Annotated in this window: 15 protein-coding genes; 10 read left to right on the forward strand and 5 right to left on the reverse strand. The window is 75.1% G+C overall.

Translation table 11 applies throughout. From position 1 onward, the window contains the following. Positions 1 to 44: 44 nt before the first annotated feature. The gene (der, locus tag ACH4SL_RS23945; RefSeq protein ID WP_398448845.1) at positions 45 to 1,502 is read left to right on the forward strand and encodes a ribosome biogenesis GTPase Der; all 1,458 of its coding nucleotides are present in this window, start codon (positions 45 to 47) and stop codon (positions 1,500 to 1,502) included. Between the two features lie 39 nt (positions 1,503 to 1,541). Here the strand turns inward: der and ACH4SL_RS23950 are convergent, their stop codons facing one another. Both ACH4SL_RS23950 and ACH4SL_RS23955 read right to left on the reverse strand, forming a co-directional pair. After that, the gene (locus ACH4SL_RS23950) at positions 1,542 to 1,790 is read right to left on the reverse strand and encodes a hypothetical protein (RefSeq protein WP_398448847.1); all 249 of its coding nucleotides are present in this window, start codon (positions 1,788 to 1,790) and stop codon (positions 1,542 to 1,544) included. A gap of 205 nt (positions 1,791 to 1,995) precedes the next feature. Continuing rightward, positions 1,996 to 2,838 (reverse strand): hypothetical protein, encoded by an 843-nt coding sequence (locus tag ACH4SL_RS23955; RefSeq protein ID WP_398448849.1) that lies wholly within the window; start codon positions 2,836 to 2,838, stop codon positions 1,996 to 1,998. A 193-nt stretch (positions 2,839 to 3,031) separates the two neighbouring features. Here ACH4SL_RS23955 and ACH4SL_RS23960 point away from each other — a divergent pair, with 193 nt between their 5' ends. Together ACH4SL_RS23960 and ACH4SL_RS23965 are read left to right on the forward strand one after the other, a co-directional pair. Then, a complete protein-coding gene (locus ACH4SL_RS23960) occupies positions 3,032 to 3,718 on the forward strand; it encodes a transglycosylase family protein (RefSeq protein ID WP_398448851.1) in 687 nt (228 codons plus the stop codon). Between the two features lie 470 nt (positions 3,719 to 4,188). Then, positions 4,189 to 4,521: a hypothetical protein gene (locus ACH4SL_RS23965; protein ID WP_398448853.1), complete on the forward strand. Its 333-nt coding sequence runs from the start codon at positions 4,189 to 4,191 to the stop codon at positions 4,519 to 4,521. Between the two features lie 121 nt (positions 4,522 to 4,642). On the opposite strand, the gene ACH4SL_RS23970 is transcribed toward ACH4SL_RS23965, so the two are convergent. Then, complete coding sequence (locus ACH4SL_RS23970; protein ID WP_398448855.1) at positions 4,643 to 5,593, reverse strand: phosphatase PAP2 family protein; 951 nt, start codon at positions 5,591 to 5,593, stop codon at positions 4,643 to 4,645. Between the two features lie 479 nt (positions 5,594 to 6,072). On the opposite strand from ACH4SL_RS23970, the gene ACH4SL_RS23975 reads away from it, so the two are divergent. Continuing rightward, on the forward strand, positions 6,073 to 7,266 hold the full coding sequence (locus ACH4SL_RS23975; protein ID WP_398448857.1) for an acyl-CoA dehydrogenase family protein: 1,194 nt from the start codon (positions 6,073 to 6,075) through the stop codon (positions 7,264 to 7,266). Positions 7,267 to 7,480: 214 nt separating this feature from the next. Here the strand turns inward: ACH4SL_RS23975 and ACH4SL_RS23980 are convergent, their stop codons facing one another. Further along, a complete protein-coding gene (locus ACH4SL_RS23980) occupies positions 7,481 to 7,930 on the reverse strand; it encodes a cell division protein SepF (RefSeq protein ID WP_398448859.1) in 450 nt (149 codons plus the stop codon). 446 nt (positions 7,931 to 8,376) lie between these two features. On the opposite strand from ACH4SL_RS23980, the gene ACH4SL_RS23985 reads away from it, so the two are divergent. From ACH4SL_RS23985 to ACH4SL_RS24005, 5 genes are all read left to right on the forward strand, one after another. Further along, complete coding sequence (locus tag ACH4SL_RS23985; protein WP_398448861.1) at positions 8,377 to 9,711, forward strand: DUF5685 family protein; 1,335 nt, start codon at positions 8,377 to 8,379, stop codon at positions 9,709 to 9,711. A 412-nt stretch (positions 9,712 to 10,123) separates the two neighbouring features. Beyond that, on the forward strand, positions 10,124 to 11,224 hold the full coding sequence (locus ACH4SL_RS23990; RefSeq protein ID WP_398448863.1) for an LLM class flavin-dependent oxidoreductase: 1,101 nt from the start codon (positions 10,124 to 10,126) through the stop codon (positions 11,222 to 11,224). Continuing rightward, positions 11,221 to 11,928 carry an LLM class flavin-dependent oxidoreductase gene (locus ACH4SL_RS23995; RefSeq protein ID WP_398448865.1) on the forward strand — a complete coding sequence of 236 codons (708 nt, stop codon included), beginning with the start codon at positions 11,221 to 11,223 and terminating at the stop codon, positions 11,926 to 11,928. The genes ACH4SL_RS23990 and ACH4SL_RS23995 overlap by 4 nt, the downstream gene beginning before the upstream one ends. Positions 11,929 to 12,309: 381 nt before the next feature. Beyond that, entirely contained in the window at positions 12,310 to 13,302 is a 993-nt protein-coding gene (locus ACH4SL_RS24000) for a S1 family peptidase (protein ID WP_398449610.1), read from the forward strand. Between the two features lie 130 nt (positions 13,303 to 13,432). Continuing rightward, on the forward strand, positions 13,433 to 14,416 hold the full coding sequence (locus tag ACH4SL_RS24005) for a helix-turn-helix transcriptional regulator (protein WP_398448867.1): 984 nt from the start codon (positions 13,433 to 13,435) through the stop codon (positions 14,414 to 14,416). Here the strand turns inward: ACH4SL_RS24005 and ACH4SL_RS24010 are convergent. Continuing rightward, on the reverse strand, positions 14,413 to 14,967 hold the full coding sequence (locus ACH4SL_RS24010; protein ID WP_398448869.1) for an ArsR/SmtB family transcription factor: 555 nt from the start codon (positions 14,965 to 14,967) through the stop codon (positions 14,413 to 14,415). The genes ACH4SL_RS24005 and ACH4SL_RS24010 overlap by 4 nt on opposite strands. A gap of 72 nt (positions 14,968 to 15,039) precedes the next feature. Between ACH4SL_RS24010 and ACH4SL_RS24015 the strand changes: the two genes are divergently transcribed. Then, complete coding sequence (locus tag ACH4SL_RS24015) at positions 15,040 to 16,296, forward strand: MFS transporter (protein ID WP_398448871.1); 1,257 nt, start codon at positions 15,040 to 15,042, stop codon at positions 16,294 to 16,296. Positions 16,297 to 16,319 lie beyond the last annotated feature (23 nt).

The raw sequence follows: 16,319 nt of genomic DNA on the forward strand, positions 1-16,319 counted from the left end.
CCGGACGGTGCCGCGCGCACCACTGTTGACCGACGGAGAGACCGATGGACCAGCACGACCAGCACGGCGACACCGGCGCGCTCGGCGACGCCGAGTACGCCGAGTTCATGGAACTCGCCGCCGAGGAGGGCTTCGACCTGGAGGACGTCGCCGACGACGTCGCGGCGGCGGGTCACGGCCCGCTGCCGGTGCTCGCCGTCGTCGGCCGGCCGAACGTCGGCAAGTCGACCCTGGTCAACCGGATCATCGGCCGCCGCGAAGCGGTCGTCGAGGACCGTCCGGGCGTCACCCGCGACCGTGTGACGTACGAGGCGCACTGGAACGGCCGCCGCTTCAAGATCGTCGACACCGGCGGCTGGGAGCAGGACGTGCTCGGCATCGACGCCTCGGTGGCCGCACAGGCGGAGTTCGCGATCGAGGCGGCCGACGCGGTCGTCTTCGTCGTGGACGCCACGGTCGGCGCGACCGACACCGACGAGGCCGTCGTCAAGCTGCTGCGCCGCGCGGGCAAGCCCGTCGTGCTCGCCGCCAACAAGGTCGACGGCCCCTCCGGCGAGGCCGACGCGGCCACACTGTGGAACCTCGGCCTCGGCGAGCCCTTCCCGGTCTCCTCGCTGCACGGCCGCGGCACCGGCGACCTGCTCGACGCCATCCTGGAGGCGCTTCCCGAGGCCCCCGAGATGACGTTCGGGACCACGGTCGGCGGCCCGCGGCGCATCGCGCTCATCGGCCGTCCCAATGTCGGCAAGTCGTCGATGCTCAACAAGATCGCCGGCGAGGAGCGGGTGGTCGTCAACGAGATGGCCGGCACCACCCGCGACCCGGTCGACGAGCTGATCGAGCTCGGCGGCAAGACCTGGAAATTCATCGACACCGCGGGCATCCGGCGGCGCGTCCACCTCACCGAGGGCGCCGACTACTACGCGAGCCTGCGCACCGCCGCCGCCCTGGAGAAGGCCGAGGTCGCGGTCATCCTCGTCGATGTCGCCGAGACGCTCGCCGAGCAGGACATGCGCATCATCTCGATGGCCGTCGAGGCGGGCCGCGCGGTCGTCATCGCCTACAACAAGTGGGATCTGCTGGACGAGGAGCGCCGCTTCTACCTGGAGCGGGAGATCGAGCGCGACCTCGTCCAGGTGCAGTGGGCGCCGCGGGTCAACGTCTCCGCCCGCACCGGACGGCACGTCGAGAAGCTCGTCCCGGCGATCGAGACCGCGCTCGCCGGCTGGGAGACCCGGGTGCCCACCGGCAGGCTCAACGCCTTCCTCGGCGAGCTCGTGGCCGCCCACCCGCACCCGATCCGCGGCGGGAAGCAGCCCCGCATCCTCTTCGGCACCCAGGCCGGGACCAGGCCGCCGCGCTTCGTGCTCTTCGCCTCCGGCTTCCTGGAGGCGGGCTACCGGCGCTTCATCGAGCGCCGGCTGCGCGAGGAGTTCGGCTTCGAGGGCACACCCATCCAGGTCTCCGTGCGCGTCCGCGAGAAGCGCGGCCGCAAGAAGTGACCGGACCGCCCGGGGGCCCCGCCCCCGGGCGGCGCCGTCTCACAGGTCGTGCAGCCGGTTGTCGCCCTGCCCCGGCGGCAGCGCGGCTGGACCGTTCCCCCGGTGCCGCCCCGGCGCGGCGGGCGGCACCTGCGGCTGCCACATCCCGAAGCCGTTGAACTGCAGCGACTCCTCGCCCGTCCGGTCCCCGGGCAGCGTACGGAAGAGCCGCCGGTATTCGCGGTAGAGCGCGTCGTAGATCGGTGTGGCAGAACCACCGCTCACGTCGGCGTCCTGCGCTCTGCGCATGGGCGGGATGTAGCGCTGGAACGGGGACCGGGAGGAACCGTCGAAGATCTGCACGTACCGCCCAACGACCCGGCTTCCCCGCGGGATGCGGGCCGCCCGGCTGAACTTTCCGCGGGGCGGTACGCCTCCGCGCCGCACGGGGCGGGCGTTTCGCGCCGGCGGCGCCCCTGGAAAACGCCCACCCCGCGCGGCGCGGCAGCGGCGGTCAGGTTCCGGACAGCGGCATCGCGGCGGACACCAGCTGGCCCCTGGCGCACGCGCGGTCGAGCGCCTCGCGCAGGAGGTCCTCCCGGGGCTGCCGCCCGACCGACCCGGCGGGACCGGCGTAGACGAACACCGCGTTCGTGCGGTGCACGGCGGCCCGCCAGCCGTCGCTGACCTGGAGCGGCTGGTGCGCCTGCCACCACGCGGCGGCGGGCGCGCCGCCCACCGGGGGCTGGAGCACGGCGTGCAGCCTGCCCATGGCCAGCAGCACCGACCAGCCCCCGAGCGGGGACGGCGGCGCCGAGAGGTCGAGCTGCGGCATGAAGCCCTGCTCGATGAGCAGCGGCAGGAAGTCGTCGCCGCCCCCGGTCGCGCCGGCCCGGGCGACGGGCCCGGTCGGCTCGATCACCAGCGCGGGGTGCAGCGCGTCCTCGACGATGATCAGCCCGCAGGTGATGCCGAGCACGGCCTGCCGCGGTACGGCCTCCGGCGCGGGCGCCGGGGCGGGTACGTGCGCGGGCCGTACCGGCGAGTGAAACGGTACGGCAGGTGCGGGCGGCGCGGGCTCCTCGCCGGCGATGCTGCGGACCGCGCCCTGCAGCTGCTCCTCGGCGACCGGGACGACCTGCGACGGGATGCAGGCGGCGTGGGCGAAGGCGAGCACCGCGGTCTCTTCGCCGACGAAGAGCACCGTGCTGGTCCGCTCCTGCGTGCTGTCCCCGGGGGTGCGGCAGGACGAGCAGTCGTACGTGCCCGGGGCGTTCTCGCCGGCGAGGAGGCGCCTGGTCTCCTCCTCGCCGATCTCGGCTCGTACCTCGTCGCTCACGTCGAGCAGGGGCGCCACGGGAGTCTCCTTGGTCCGTTCGGCCGGGCCTGCCCCGGCGCACTGTGACAACGGACGGTCTGCGCGCGGAGTCACGGTTTGCGCTCCCGTCGCTTGCGACCCGCACGCCGGACTGGGCCGAACGGGTGCGCCGGAGCGCGGGACGGGGCGCGGCTCCCTCAGGAGCGGGGGAACGCGTGCTTAGCGTGGGCCGATGAGCGAGAAATCGTCTTATCGTCATGTGTCGAGGTGCCAACGCGCCGCCGCTGTCGCCGGTTTCGGCGCCGTGGCCGTCCTGCCGCTGGCCGCCCAGCCCGCGGCGGCCGCGCAGGCGCCCTTCCCCGCGCGTCCGACGGCCGCGCTCGGCGGCGTCCCGGCGGCCGGGCTCCCGGCGATCGGCTTCCCGGCCGGCGCCCCGCGGACCGGTGTCCCGGCGGCCGCGGGCGTACCCGGCCTGCCGTCCGGCGTCCCGGAGGCGCCGCCGCGCGCCCGCTCCGTCTGGGACGACCTCGCTCAGTGCGAGAGCAGCGGCGACTGGCACATCAACACCGGCAACAGCTTCTACGGCGGACTCCAGTTCTGGCAGCCGACCTGGGAGGCGTTCGGCGGCCTGAAATACGCCGCGCGGGCCGACCTGGCCACCCGCGCGCAGCAGATCGCGATCGCCGAAGCAGTGCTGCGGGAGCAGGGCTGGGGTGCCTGGCCGGTGTGCTCCAAGCGGCTCGGGCTCAGCGGCAGGGCGGCCTCGGTGCACGCCGTCGAGTCCGGCGAGACGCTGGCCGGCATCGCGCGTGCCGAGGGTCTTCCGGGCGGCTGGCAGAAGCTCTGGACGCTGAACAAGAAGGCCGTCGGCGCCGACCCCGACAAGCTGATGCCCGGCACTCTCCTCAGCCTGAAGTGAATTGCGCGGCGCGTGCCGGAGGCCGCGCGGAATGCCGGGCGGGCCGCCCGTTCTCCGCCCGCCTCCGGCCCGCCGCCTGAATCCCGGTTGAACTCCGGCCGAACACCCGGTGCCGCCGGGATCCGGGGCCCGGCCGCCCGCCGCGCCCCGGGCCCGGGGGCCCGCGGCGCGACGGAATTCCGCCGCCCGATACCCCGCCACCGCCTCGCCCGGACCGGGCGAGCGGCCCGGAAGGCGCCGTCCTCCGGGGAGTTGGCGGGTGTCCGAATGGCAATCCGTCCCGCTATAGCGGCCGCCCGTGAGTGGCGGGCATTGCAGCGAGTTGTGTGTAAATCGTGTGCACAGGAATTTCCGGCCCACTGTTATTCACCCAGGCGCAATGTCCGCGATGCACGATCCGTGACGCGAGCACGGCAGCTCCTCGCGGGGCAGGGCGGCGCCAGGAGCGGCGGCGGCCTACGGTGGCAGGCATGGCCCCCGCATCGCACCCCGAAGACCCCCGTCCCGAAGACCCGCGCTCCGAAGGCCCCGGCCGCGAGGAGCCCCGTTCCGAAGACCCCCGCCCCGGCGGGCCGTCCGCGCGGAGCACTCCCGCGCAGCCCTTCCCCGGCGGCATCCCCGCCGACGACCTGGACGCCTATGTCGGCCTGCCGCAGCGCGAGGCCGAGCAGCGGGCGTACGAGCGCGGCTGGCGGCCCGTCCGCAGCCTGCCGCGGGACGCGGTCGTGACCATGGAGTACGTCGCCGGGCGGCTCAACTTCACGCTCGACGGCGGCCGCGTCGCCCGCTGCTGGACCGGCTGAGGCCCCCGGGCCCCGGGCCCTTGCACGGGTGCGGGCCGGGTGCCGTACCGCCGTGGCGGCGGGGCACCCGGCCCGGAGCCGGTCGAAGGGGGTGGAGGGGCGGCGAGAGGGCCGCGGGGGGTCAGCCGGCGATGCCGCGGCCGCGGGCCTGCTGGTGGACCAGCGGGCCCGCCGAGCGCGGGTGCTCGCTCTGCTGCGGGCGGCGGCTGCCGGCGGGGGTCGTCGTGGTGCGCTCGTGCCGCCCGGCCGTCTGCCGGGCCGCGGTCGCACGGGCCGCGGTGTGCGGGCCCTTCGCCGTGACCGGCTGGCGCGGCGCGGACGTGCCGTCCGGGCCGTCGTCGTCGCCGTCCGCGCGGGCCAGCGCCCCGGCCGGGACCGCGGTCAGCGACCGGGCCGTACGGCGGCTCCCGCGGTGGAACAGCCGCGCCCAGCCGGCGGTCAGATGGGCCTCGGCCGAGGCCATCGCCGGTTCGAACCAGGGCAGCGCCAGCAGGATGAGGAGCCCGGCCGCCCAGCCGAGCAGCACGTCGCTCACCCAGTGCGTGCCGAGGTAGACCGTCGTCGCGCCCACGCCGAGCGCCAGCAGGGCGCTCGCGATCGAGCCCCAGCGCCGCGCGCGCGGTGTGGTGCCCAGATACGCCAGAACGCCCCAGGTCACCACCGCGTTGGCGGTGTGACCCGAGGGAAATATGTCGCCGCCGGCGAACATCTCGGCCGATCCGACGCTCGTCGCGTAATGCGGGCCGAGCCGTCCGAGGCCGTACTTCACGGCCCCCACGGTGATGTTCAGCAGCAGCAGGGAGGTGCCCAGGACCAGCAGCGGATACAGCGTCCGGCGGCGCCACGCCCGCCAGCTCAGCCACGCGAGCACCATCACGGCCGTGGGGCCGCGCTGGCCGAGGACCACGAAGTAGTCCAGGAAGGCGTGGATCTGCGGCCACTGCTTGTAGGGACGCCACAGCATGACCTGCCAGTCGAGCGTCACCAGCTTGGACGTGGTGAGGACACCCACGACGATGGCCACGTAGACGGCCAGCGTCGCACCGAACAGCCATACGCGTGTTCGACTCATCCGGCCGAGGGCCCGACGTGTCGGGCGCTCCGCGGCGCGGTGGAGCCTGTCATCGGTACGCACCCAATTGACGTTACAGCGTGTGACGGCATGGGTCGGCCGATAGGGCTGCTTTGTAATGACGATGTGATGTGGACTGCGTCTCACCACCCCTTTGGAGGACGGGGTTTCGGCGGAATGCGGTCCGCGCGGGCGGTTAACCCAGGGGTGGTGATACTCACATGAGCGTCTTCTTATTTATCGCTTATTTCCCTCACCTTTCTCCCTGGTTTCCCGTCCGCTGAGCGGACGCCGGTGACCGGCGGTGCCCGCCCCCGCGGCCTGCCACGACTGCCCCTGCACCCCGCCGCGGCCGCCCCCGCACCCCGCCGCGACCGGCCGCGCCGCCCTCGCCGGGCCCTGGACGCGGGCGAGACTGGTCCGTAACGTCGGCGTGGCCGTCGTTACCACTGCTAGTTTTCCGGCCGGAGGTCCCTGCCATGCCGCCCGCTTCCGCCCTGCCGCCGTTCGACCCCTACGACCCGCTGGGCCTGGACGACCTGCTGAGCGACGAGGACCGCGCGGTCCGCGACACCGTACGGGCCTGGGCCGCCGACCGTGTGCTGCCGCACATCGCCGGCTGGTACGAGCGCGGCGAGCTGCCCGGCATCCGCGACCTCGCGCGCGAGCTGGGTGCGATCGGGGCGCTCGGCATGCAGCTCACCGGCTACGGCTGCGCGGGGGCCAGTGCGGTGCAGTACGGGCTGGCCTGCCTGGAGCTGGAGGCGGCCGACTCCGGCATCCGCTCGCTGGTGTCGGTGCAGGGCTCGCTCGCCATGTACGCGATCCACCGCTTCGGCTCCGAGGAGCACAAGCAGGAGTGGCTGCCGCGGATGGCCGCGGGCGAGGTCATCGGCTGCTTCGGCCTCACCGAGCCCGACCACGGCTCGGACCCGTCCGCGATGCGCACCCGGGCCCGCCGGGACGGCACCGACTGGGTGCTCGACGGCCGCAAGATGTGGATCACCAACGGGTCGGTCGCCGGGGTCGCCGTCGTGTGGGCGCAGACCGAGGACGGGGTGCGCGGCTTCGTGGTGCCGGCCGGCACCCCCGGCTTCAGCGCTCCGGAGATCCACCACAAGTGGAGCCTGCGCGCGTCCGTCACCAGCGAGCTGGTCCTGGACGGCGTCCGGCTGCCCGGCTCCGCGGTCCTCCCGGAGGTCACCGGGCTGCGCGGCCCGCTCAGCTGCCTCAGCCACGCCCGCTACGGCATTGTGTGGGGGTCGATGGGCGCCGCCCGCGCCAGCTTCGAGGCGGCGCTGCGCTACGCCCGCGAGCGCGAGCAGTTCGGCCGCCCGATCGGCGGCTTCCAGCTCACCCAGGCCAAGCTCGCCGACATGGCCGTCGAGCTCCACAAGGGCATCCTGCTGGCCCACCACCTGGGCCGCCGGATGGACGCCGGGCGGCTGCGCCCCGAGCAGATCAGCTTCGGCAAGCTCACCAACGTCCGCGAGGCGATCGAGATCTGCCGCACGGCCCGGACCGTCCTCGGCGCCAACGGCATCTCGCTGGAATACCCCGTCATGCGGCACGCCACCAACCTGGAGTCGGTGCTCACCTACGAGGGCACGGTCGAGATGCACCAGCTCGTGCTGGGCAAGGCCCTCACCGGATTCGACGCCTTCCGCGGCTGACGGCCGCCCCACCTGTCCACCGCCGCGTGTCTCCATGTGGACATGCGGCAGGACGCGGTGCAGCCGCCGCGGCTGCCGCGGGCCGGCGGGGCGGACGCGCCCGGCCGGGTGCGCGGACCGACGCTCGGGGCCCGTGCTCGGGCCGGCGTCCGGGTCCGGGCGCACGGCAGGACTCCCACCGGACGCGCGCCGCGCGGTCCGGTGAGAGCCCTGCTCAGCTCTGGTTGAAGAAGCCGTCGCCGCCGCGGCGGTCGTCGGCGTTGAGCACCGAGTAGTCGGCGGGGGTCAGCAGGAAGACCCGGTTGGCGACCCGCTCGATGGAGCCGCGCAGGCCGAAGGTGAGGCCCGCGGCGAAGTCGACGACGCGCTTGGCGTCACCGGACTCCATGGCCGTGAGGTTGACGATCACCGGGACGCCCTCCCGGAAGAGCTCGCCGATGCCGCGCGCGTCCCGGAAGCCGTCAGGGGTGACGGTGGCGATCCGCCGGCCCTGTTCCAGCGCGGCCTCGTTGGCGATCCGCACCCGCGGATCGGTCACCCAGCTGTCGACACGCTGGGACTGGGGGCCCTCGCCGTAGTCGGCGTACTCCTCGTCGTAGTAACCCTCGCCGCCGTTGTCGTCGACGAGGCCCAGCCAGGCACTCGCCCGTCGAACCGATCCCATGGACGCCTCCTCTCTCGCACGCGGTCAGTACCGTCCGTCCGCAGGTCCTATCGTCGTTCATGATGTGGATAGTCCGCCAAGCGGATAGCCGCCACTCGGGCGAGTTGTGACGGTACTGGCACACACGATAGTGGCGTACCGTCAGGCTGCCGGAGGTGTAGGGAAGGTGACGATCCGATGGGAACGCATTTCACGTCCGGGTGAAGCGTGCGGCCGTACGGCCCCGCACGGGGCTGACCGGCCAGGACGCCGGCACCGTCGCTGACGGGGCGCCGGCGGCGGCGCGGCCCGGATCCGGGCGGACCACCATGATGCATTCTCAGCCGATGTTCCGACAGGCGTTAACATGACCAGCGCTCACTTCAACCGAGCTTGAGCGAGCGCGAACCGAGTTTGCCTGTGACCCGCGGGAATTGCGGGGCACGCGGGGTCAGCGGGGGGAATGCATGTTCGGCATCATCAGGCCGTGCCGCCACCGAATGTCCGAGGGAATGGCCGCCTCGTGGGTCGCCCACCTGTGCGGGCTGTGCCTGGCGCTGCGGGACGGCCACGGCCAGGTGGCGCGAATAGCCACCAACTACGACGGTCTGATCATCTCCGTCCTCGTCGAGGCGCAGACGGCCGCCGACGGCGGGCAGCAGCGCCGTACCGCGGGACCGTGCCCGCTGCGCGGGATGCGCACCGCCCCGGTCGCCACCGGCGAGGGCGCCCGGCTCGCGGCCGCGGTGTCGCTGGTGCTGGCGTCGGCGAAGATGCGCGACCACGTCGAGGACCGGGACGGCGCCTACGCGCGGCGCCCGGTCGCCGCCGCGGCCCGCGGGGTCGCCCGCCGCTGGGACCGGGCCGGCGCCCGTACCGGCGAGGACCTGGGCTTCGACACGGCGGTGCTGGTCGACGCGATCGGCCGGCAGGGCGCGATCGAGGCCGCGGTCGGCCCCGGCACCCCGCTGCTCGCCGTCACCGAACCCACCGAGACGGCGACCGCCGCGGCCTTCGCCCACACCGCCGTCCTGGCCGGGCGCCCCGGCAACAAGGCGCCGCTGGAGGAGGCCGGACGGCTCTTCGGACGGCTCGCCCACCTGCTGGACGCCGTCGAGGACCTCGCCGAGGACACCCGCACCGGCGCCTGGAACCCGCTCACCGCGACCGGTACCGGCCTCGCCGAGGCCCGCCGGCTGTGCGACGACGCGCTGCACGGCATCAGGCTCGCGCTGCGCGACACCGACTTCGCGGACTCCGCCTCCGGGCGGCTCACGCATGTGCTGCTCGTCCACGAGCTGGGACGGTCCGTGGACCGGGTGTTCGGCGGCGGCAGCTGCGCCCACCCCGCGCACCGCGAGGCGCAGGCGGCGGACGGCGCGGCGACCGGGATCGCCGTGCACGACAGCGGCATCCAGGCCGGCGGCTTCCAGCCCGGTGGCGTCCAGGCCAGTGGCAACCCCTTCGGCCCGAATCCGTACGCGCCGAACCCGCCGGGCAGCCCGGCCGATCCGGGCCAGAGCCCCTACGCCCCGGGCGGTCCCGGCATTCCGGGCGGCTTCCCGCCGCCGCCCGGGCCCCCGCGCCGCCGCGGGCTGCTGGCCGGGTGCCTGGTCTTCACCGGGCTCTTCTGCACCTGCCAGATGTGCTGCGCGACGCACGAGAACCCGTGGAGCCGCGAGCGCAAGGAGCCGTGGTGCGACGACTGCGACTGCGACGGCTGTGACGGGTGCTGCGATTGCTGCAACTGCTGTAACGGCTGCGATGGCTGTGACGGTTGCGACTGCGGGTGCGACTGCTGACAGCGGCCGCCCGCGGGTTCACGCGAGGGGCGGGCGGCGTCTGCGGTGGTGTCGCGTCCCGCGGGATTGCCCGAGGGAGGGGCGGGAGTGGGGCGAGACCGGCTGTGTGAAGGCGGGTGATCCGTCGAGGCGGGTCAGCGACCGCAACACGAGGCCGACCACACTCGACACAGGTCGATGTGGCCGCGGGTGACGAGCCGGCAGCTGCGCATGGCCACAGTGCAGCAGCCGCCACCGCGATCCGTCAACGTGCCGAGACGCCGTGTCCACAAGCTGGACATGCTTGACAGCGGGTCACTTCGGCGGCTTAGCCTCGTGTCAAGCCCTGGTGGCCCAGTCGCGTTGAGGGACGCGACGGCTCTGTGTGAAGGCACCCGCCCGTGCCTCTTCCGCGTGTCGACGGAGCCTTCGCATGCCTGCCCACACCTCGCTTCCCTCCTTCCGCCCCCTGCCTTCCGGTCGCTCCGGGCCCTCCGCCTCCGCGCTGCGCCCGCCGCCCGCCGCCCCCTTCGTCCGCGGCCGCACCCTGCACCTGGCCGCCGCGATAGGCGGCGGCCCGCCGCAGGAGGCCGCGTACTACCGGGAGCTGGCCCGGCTCGCCGAGGCCGGCGGGCTGGATTTCGTGACCCTCGGTCCCGGAGCGGCCGGCGGCGGGCTGCTGGACGCCGTCGCGCTGCTCGCCGGGGTCGCGCCCGCGACCGACCGGATAGGCGTGGTGCCCGCGGTCCTCGCGTCCGGCGCCGAGGCCGCCGACCCGCTGGTCATCGCCCCCGCGCTGGCCGCCCTGGACTGGGTCAGCCGCGGCCGGGCGGGCTGGGCGGTCGAGATCCCGGCCGCGCCCGCCCCGCGGGTCAGGGGGCGTACGCGGCCGCCGCGGCCCGAGGCGCTCTGGCGGGCGGCCGGCGACACCGCCGAGGCCGTCCGGCGGATGTACGGCGCCCCCGGCGGGCCGCTGCCGCCGCGGGCCGCGCCCGTCACCGTGCTCGACGCCACCGAACCCGCCGCCCGCCGGACCGCCGCGCGGCACGCCGACCTGGCCTTCGTCCGCGCCGTGGGCCCCGAGGACGCCGGGCGGGCCAGGGCCGAGGTGCGAGCGCTCGCCGCCGAGGCCGGGCGCGGCCCGGAACCGCTGCCGGTGCTCGCCGACCTCGCGGTGGACCTCTGCGGCGGCGAGCGCGGCCCGGAGCCCGGCGCCGAGATCGCGCTCGCGGCGGACGCGTCGGGCGGTGTGCTCTTCCGCGGCGGCCCGGTCGACCTCGCCGACCTGATCGCCGACTGGCAGCGGCAGGGCGCGGTCGACGGCTTCCACGTCCGCCCGGTGGAACCCCGCCGTGACCTGGAGCGCTTCGTCAACGGCACCGCCGCGCTGCTCCAGCACCGCGGGCTCTTCCGCTCCTTCCACCCCGGTTCGACGCTCCGCGAGCACCTGGGCCTGCACCGGGCGGGGAATGGGCCGGGCGCCGCCCCGCTGCCCGCCCCCGTGGGCCGGGCCCGTACCGGGGCGGGGTCGTGACCGGGCGTCAGTCCGGCGGGGTACGGCCGCTGCACCTGGCCGTGCTGCTGCCCGCGGGGGGCGGCAGCGGGGCCGGGGAGCCGCCGGACTTCGCCGAGTGCGCCGCGCTCGCCGGGGCCGCCGAGCGCGCGCTGTTCGACTTCGTGCTGCTCGACGGCAGCGGCGGTCCCGAGCCGGTCACGGTGCTGCACGCGCTGGCCGCGCTGACCGAGCGGATCGGGCTGGCCGTGGCCTTCCCGGCGGGGGCCGCGGGCCGGGCGCCGTACGACCTGGCCCGCCGGATCGCCGTACTCGACCGGCTCAGCGGCGGGCGCGCGGGCGGCCCGCCGGGCCGGTCCGGCGAGATCGCCGGGCCCCAGGGGCGGCCGGTGGCAGTGGACTTCGGCGGCACCCCCGAGGTGCTGCTCACCGGCCGGACGCCCGGCGTGCGGCGCCGCGGGCGGCGGGTACGGGTCCTCTCCCGGCTCGACCTCGCCGGCTCCGTGCCCGCCGCGCCGGATCTCGCGGAGCGGCTGCACGCGCAGGTGCAGAGCGCCGCGACGGACGGCTTCGTGCTGGCCCCCGACCCGGCGGCGGGCGGCGCGGGCCTGGACGCCTTCGTGGAGCAGGTGGTGCCGCTGCTGCGCGAGCGCGGGTCGCTGCGCACCGCGTACACGGGCACGACGCTGCGCGAACACCTGGGGCTGCCGCGGCCGGCGGGGTGAGCGGCGCGGAGGCGGGGCGGGCGCGGGGCGCGGTGCCGGATGCGGGGTGCGGGTGCCGGGGGAGTGCGTAGGGCGTGCGGGGGCGCGCGCCTGGGGTCCTTGGCAACTCCTGGTGCGCCGGGCGCGTTTGGGACCGCCGGGGTGCATGCGTTACGGGGAGGTTTCCGGGGCGAAGGCCCTCTTGTGTGTTCCCTGTGGGCCCTGAATACTCCCATGAGTGCCCGTCAGGCTGAGAGCGCGCCCGCTCATCCGTGCGCACTTGACAGTACATCGACAAAAATGACGGGTGCTGACCAGCACCGACAAGAGCCACCTCCATCCCCACAGGAGGATCGAGTGAAGTCCACCCGACGCATACAACTCCTTGCCGTCACGAGCGGCATGCTCGCCGCGACCGCCTTCGCCGTCCCGTCCGCCGGCGCTCTCACCCCTGCCGCCGGCGCCGCGAAGGCGTCCCCCGGGGCGGCCGCATCGCTGGCCGCCACCCTCGGTGCCGAGCGCACCGCCGGGTCGTACTACGACAGCGCGACCGGGACCTCGGTCGTCAACGTCACCAGCACGTCCGCGGCCGACGCCGTACGCTCCGCCGGCGCGACCCCGCGCCTGGTCGCCCACAGCTCCGCCCAGCTGGCGAAGGCCGCGAACGCGGCCGAGGCCGCCGATGTCGCGGGCACCTCCTGGGCGGTCGACCCGCGCACCGACACCCTCCAGGTCAACGCCGACAGCCGGGTCACCGACGCCCAGCTCTCCGCGCTCGTCAAGGCCACCGCGGGCTACGGCGACGCCGTCCGCGTCAACCGCGTGGCGGGCAGCTTCAGCAAGCTGCTCTCCGGCGGCGACCCGATCCTGACCACGCAGTGGCGCTGCTCGGTCGGCTTCAACGTCCGCAGCGGCAGCACGTACTACTTCCTCACCGCGGGCCACTGCACCGAGGGCTACCCCGACTACTACACCAGCTCGAGCACGTACATCGGCCCGACCGTCGGGACGAGCTTCCCCGGCAACGACTACGGCATCGTCCGCTACGACAGCTCCGTCGCGCACGACGGCACCGTCGGCAGCCAGGACATCACCAGCGCCGCGAACGCCTACGTCGGCGAGCACGTCACGCGCCGCGGCTCCACCACCGGCGTCCACAGCGGCACCGTCCAGGCGCTGAACGCCACCGTCAACTACGGCAACGGCGAGATCGTCTCGGGCCTGATCCAGACCAACGTCTGCGCCGAACCGGGCGACAGCGGCGGCTCCCTCTACGACGGCACCAAGGCCATCGGCCTGACGTCGGGCGGCAGCGGCAACTGCTCCTCGGGCGGCACGACCTTCTTCCAGCCGGTCACCGAGGCGCTCAGCGCGTACGGCGTCAGCGTCTACTGACGGTCCGCCGGCGGCGCCCCGCGCGCCACCAGTCGCGCCCCCGCTGTTTCCCTGGGCAGCGGGGGCGTACCGCTGCCCGTACGCGGAGCGGGCCGGCGGGGCTGTCGGCGGGCGCTGGCACACTGGCGGCATGCTGGAAACCTCCGCGCGGCTGCTGCGCCTGCTGTCGCTGCTCCAGTCCCGCCGCGAGTGGAGCGGGCCCGAGCTGGCGCAGCGGCTCGACGTGACCGCGCGGACCGTCCGGCGGGACGTCGAGCGGCTGCGGGCGCTCGGCTACCCCGTGCACGCCGCCCCCGGTACGGCCGGCGGCTACCGGCTGGGCGCCGGGGCCGCGCTGCCGCCGCTGCTGCTGGACGACGAGGAGGCGGTCGTCGTCGCGCTGAGCCTGCGCACCGCCGCGCGGGCGAGCGTCGAGGGCATCGAGGAGACCTCGCAGCGCGCGCTCGCCAAGCTCGAACAGGTCCTGCCGTCCCGGCTGCGGCACCGCGTCCAGGCGATGCAGGCCGTCACCGTGCAGCCGCCGGGCCCCGGTCCGAACGTCGCCCAGGACGTGCTGACCACGCTCGGCGCCGCCTGCCGCGACCACGAGCAGCTGCGCTTCGACTACCGCGACCACGGCGGCAGCACCACCCGCCGCAGCGTCGAGCCCTACCGCCTGGTGCACCACTGGCGGCGCTGGTATCTGCTGGCCTACGACGTCGAGCGCGGCGACTGGCGCACCTTCCGGGCCGACCGCATCGAGCCCAGGACACCCACCGGCCCGCGCTTCACCCCGCGCGAGCTGCCCGAGGACGCCGCGTCGTACGTCGCCAAGGGCGTCACCCAGCGCGTCTACCGCTACCAGGCGCGCATCGTGCTGCACGTCGCCCCGGGCTTCCTGGAGTCCAACGGCTGGACGGGCTTCGGCACGGTCACCGCGCTGGACGACGGGACGTGCGAGCTGCGCACCGGCTCCGAGACGCTGGAGGCGCTCGCGATGTACGTCGGCATGCTGGGGGTCGAGTTCGAGGTGATCGAGCCGCCGGAACTGAGCGTACGGCTGCGGGAGGTGGCGGACCGGCTGGTCCGGGCCGCCGACGCGTCCCAGGAGCGGGCGGCGGCGGACGCGCCCTAGAGGTCGGGCCCCTGCCCCTGCCTCTGTTCCGGCCCCTGTTCCGGTTCCGGTTCCGCCAGCGGGAGGACCATCGCCGTCACGCCGATCCCGACCGTGCCCGGCGCGTGCGGGGCCTGTGCCGCGTCGTGCAGCTCCTCGAAGAGCGCGGCGAGCCGGTGCCGGAAGCCCGTCCAGACCTCGGGCGCGACCCACAGCTCCGCGTCCGTGGTCACCCCCTCGGCGCCCGGTGCGCGCCGGCCCGCGCGCTCGCGCAGGTTGTGCGCCATGGCCTCGGCGATCAGCCGGACGCCCTCGTGGCGCTGGTCGGACAGCGGGGAGCCGTGCACCGCCCGGTAGCGGCGCTCCCGCCCGCCGCGCTTCTCGCGCACCTCGGCCAGCTCGACCAGCCCGACCGCGTCCAGCCGCCGCAGGTGCTGGCTGGCGAGCGCGTGCGAGATGCCCAGCTCGCGGGACAGCTCGGCCGCGGACAGCGGGACGTTCCAGACCAGCGAGACGATGCGCAGCCGTACGGGGTGGGCGAGGGCGCGGAGCAGGGGGTCCGTGGTGCTCATACGCCCATTGAACCGCTTCCGCTTCCGGGGGCGGGGTGCGGTCGGCGACTCCCAAGCATTAGGTTGGGGGTCATGTCCGTACGGGAGGTGCTGCGCGACCGCGGCGCGGCGACGTATCTGGGTGGGGTCCTGGTCTCCGGGTTCGGCGACTCGGCGATGATGCTGGTCGCCGGGGTGTGGGTGAAGACGCTCACCGGCTCCAGCAGCCTGGCCGCCGCGGTGAACGCGTGCCTGTGGGCGCCGACCCTCTTCGGGCCGCTGCTCGGCACCGCCGCCGACCGCTTCCGCAGGCGCCCGCTGCTGGTCGCGGTGAACGCCGTGCTGGCCGTGCTGCTGCCCGCGCTGCTCGCCGTGCGCGCGGGCGGGGACGTGTGGCTGCTGCTGGTGGTGCTCACCGCGGTCGGCGTCGGGTCGGTGCTGTGCGACGCCGCCCAGGCGGGCCTGGTGGTCAGCGCCGTCCCGGCCGAGCTGCGCGGCGATTTCAACGGCCTGCGGATGACCGTCAACGAGGGCATGAAGCTGCTCGCCCCGCTGGCCGGCGCGGGCCTGTTCGTCCGCTGGGGCGGCGGCGCGGTCGCGGCGCTGGACGCCGTCACCTTCGCGCTGGCCGCGCTCGCCTTCGCCGCCCTGCGGGTGCGCGAGCAGCCGCCCGTCCCGCCCGCCGGGTCCTGGCGCGAGCAGACCGCGGCGGGCGTACGGGCGCTGCGCGGCAATCCGCTGCTGGTACGGCTGGTGGGCGCGGGCGGGGCGGCCCTGCTGCTGTCCGGGGTCAGCAGCGCCGCGACCTACGCGCTGGTCGACGACGGGCTGCACCGCCCGCCCGCCTTCGTCGGCGTGATCTACGCGGTGCAGGGCGCGGGCTCGGTGGTGGCCGGGATCGCCGCGGGCGCCGTCATGCGCCGGATGCCGGAGCGGGTCTTCGCCGCCGCCGGGCTGCTGCTGTTCAGTGCGGGCGTCGGGATGCGGGTGGTGCCGTCGCTGCCGACCGTGTTCTGCGGGGCGGTGGCGATCGGGATCGGGCTGCCGTGGGTGGTCGTCGCGGCCTTCACCGCCGTCCAGCAGCACACCGAGCCCGCGCTCGTCGGCCGGGTGGCCGCCGCCGCGGGCACCGTGGTCTTCGGGCCCACCGCGCTCGCCACCGGGCTGGGCGCGGGGCTCGTCGCGCTCGCCGACTACCGGATCCAGCTCGCCGGGTCCGCGGCGGCCGGCGCGCTCACGGCGTGGCTCCTGCTGCTGCGCCGCCCGCGCCCCGCCGGCCGTGACGGAAATCTCCCGGCGCCCCGCGGCCGGGACACCGGCGCCAAGTCGCCCACCCCGCCCGGGAGATGACGTACGAGGTCCGGATCCGGCCG

Source organism: Streptomyces sp. NPDC021020, from assembly GCF_044333285.1.
In the GTDB taxonomy this organism is placed as follows: domain Bacteria; phylum Actinomycetota; class Actinomycetes; order Streptomycetales; family Streptomycetaceae; genus Actinacidiphila.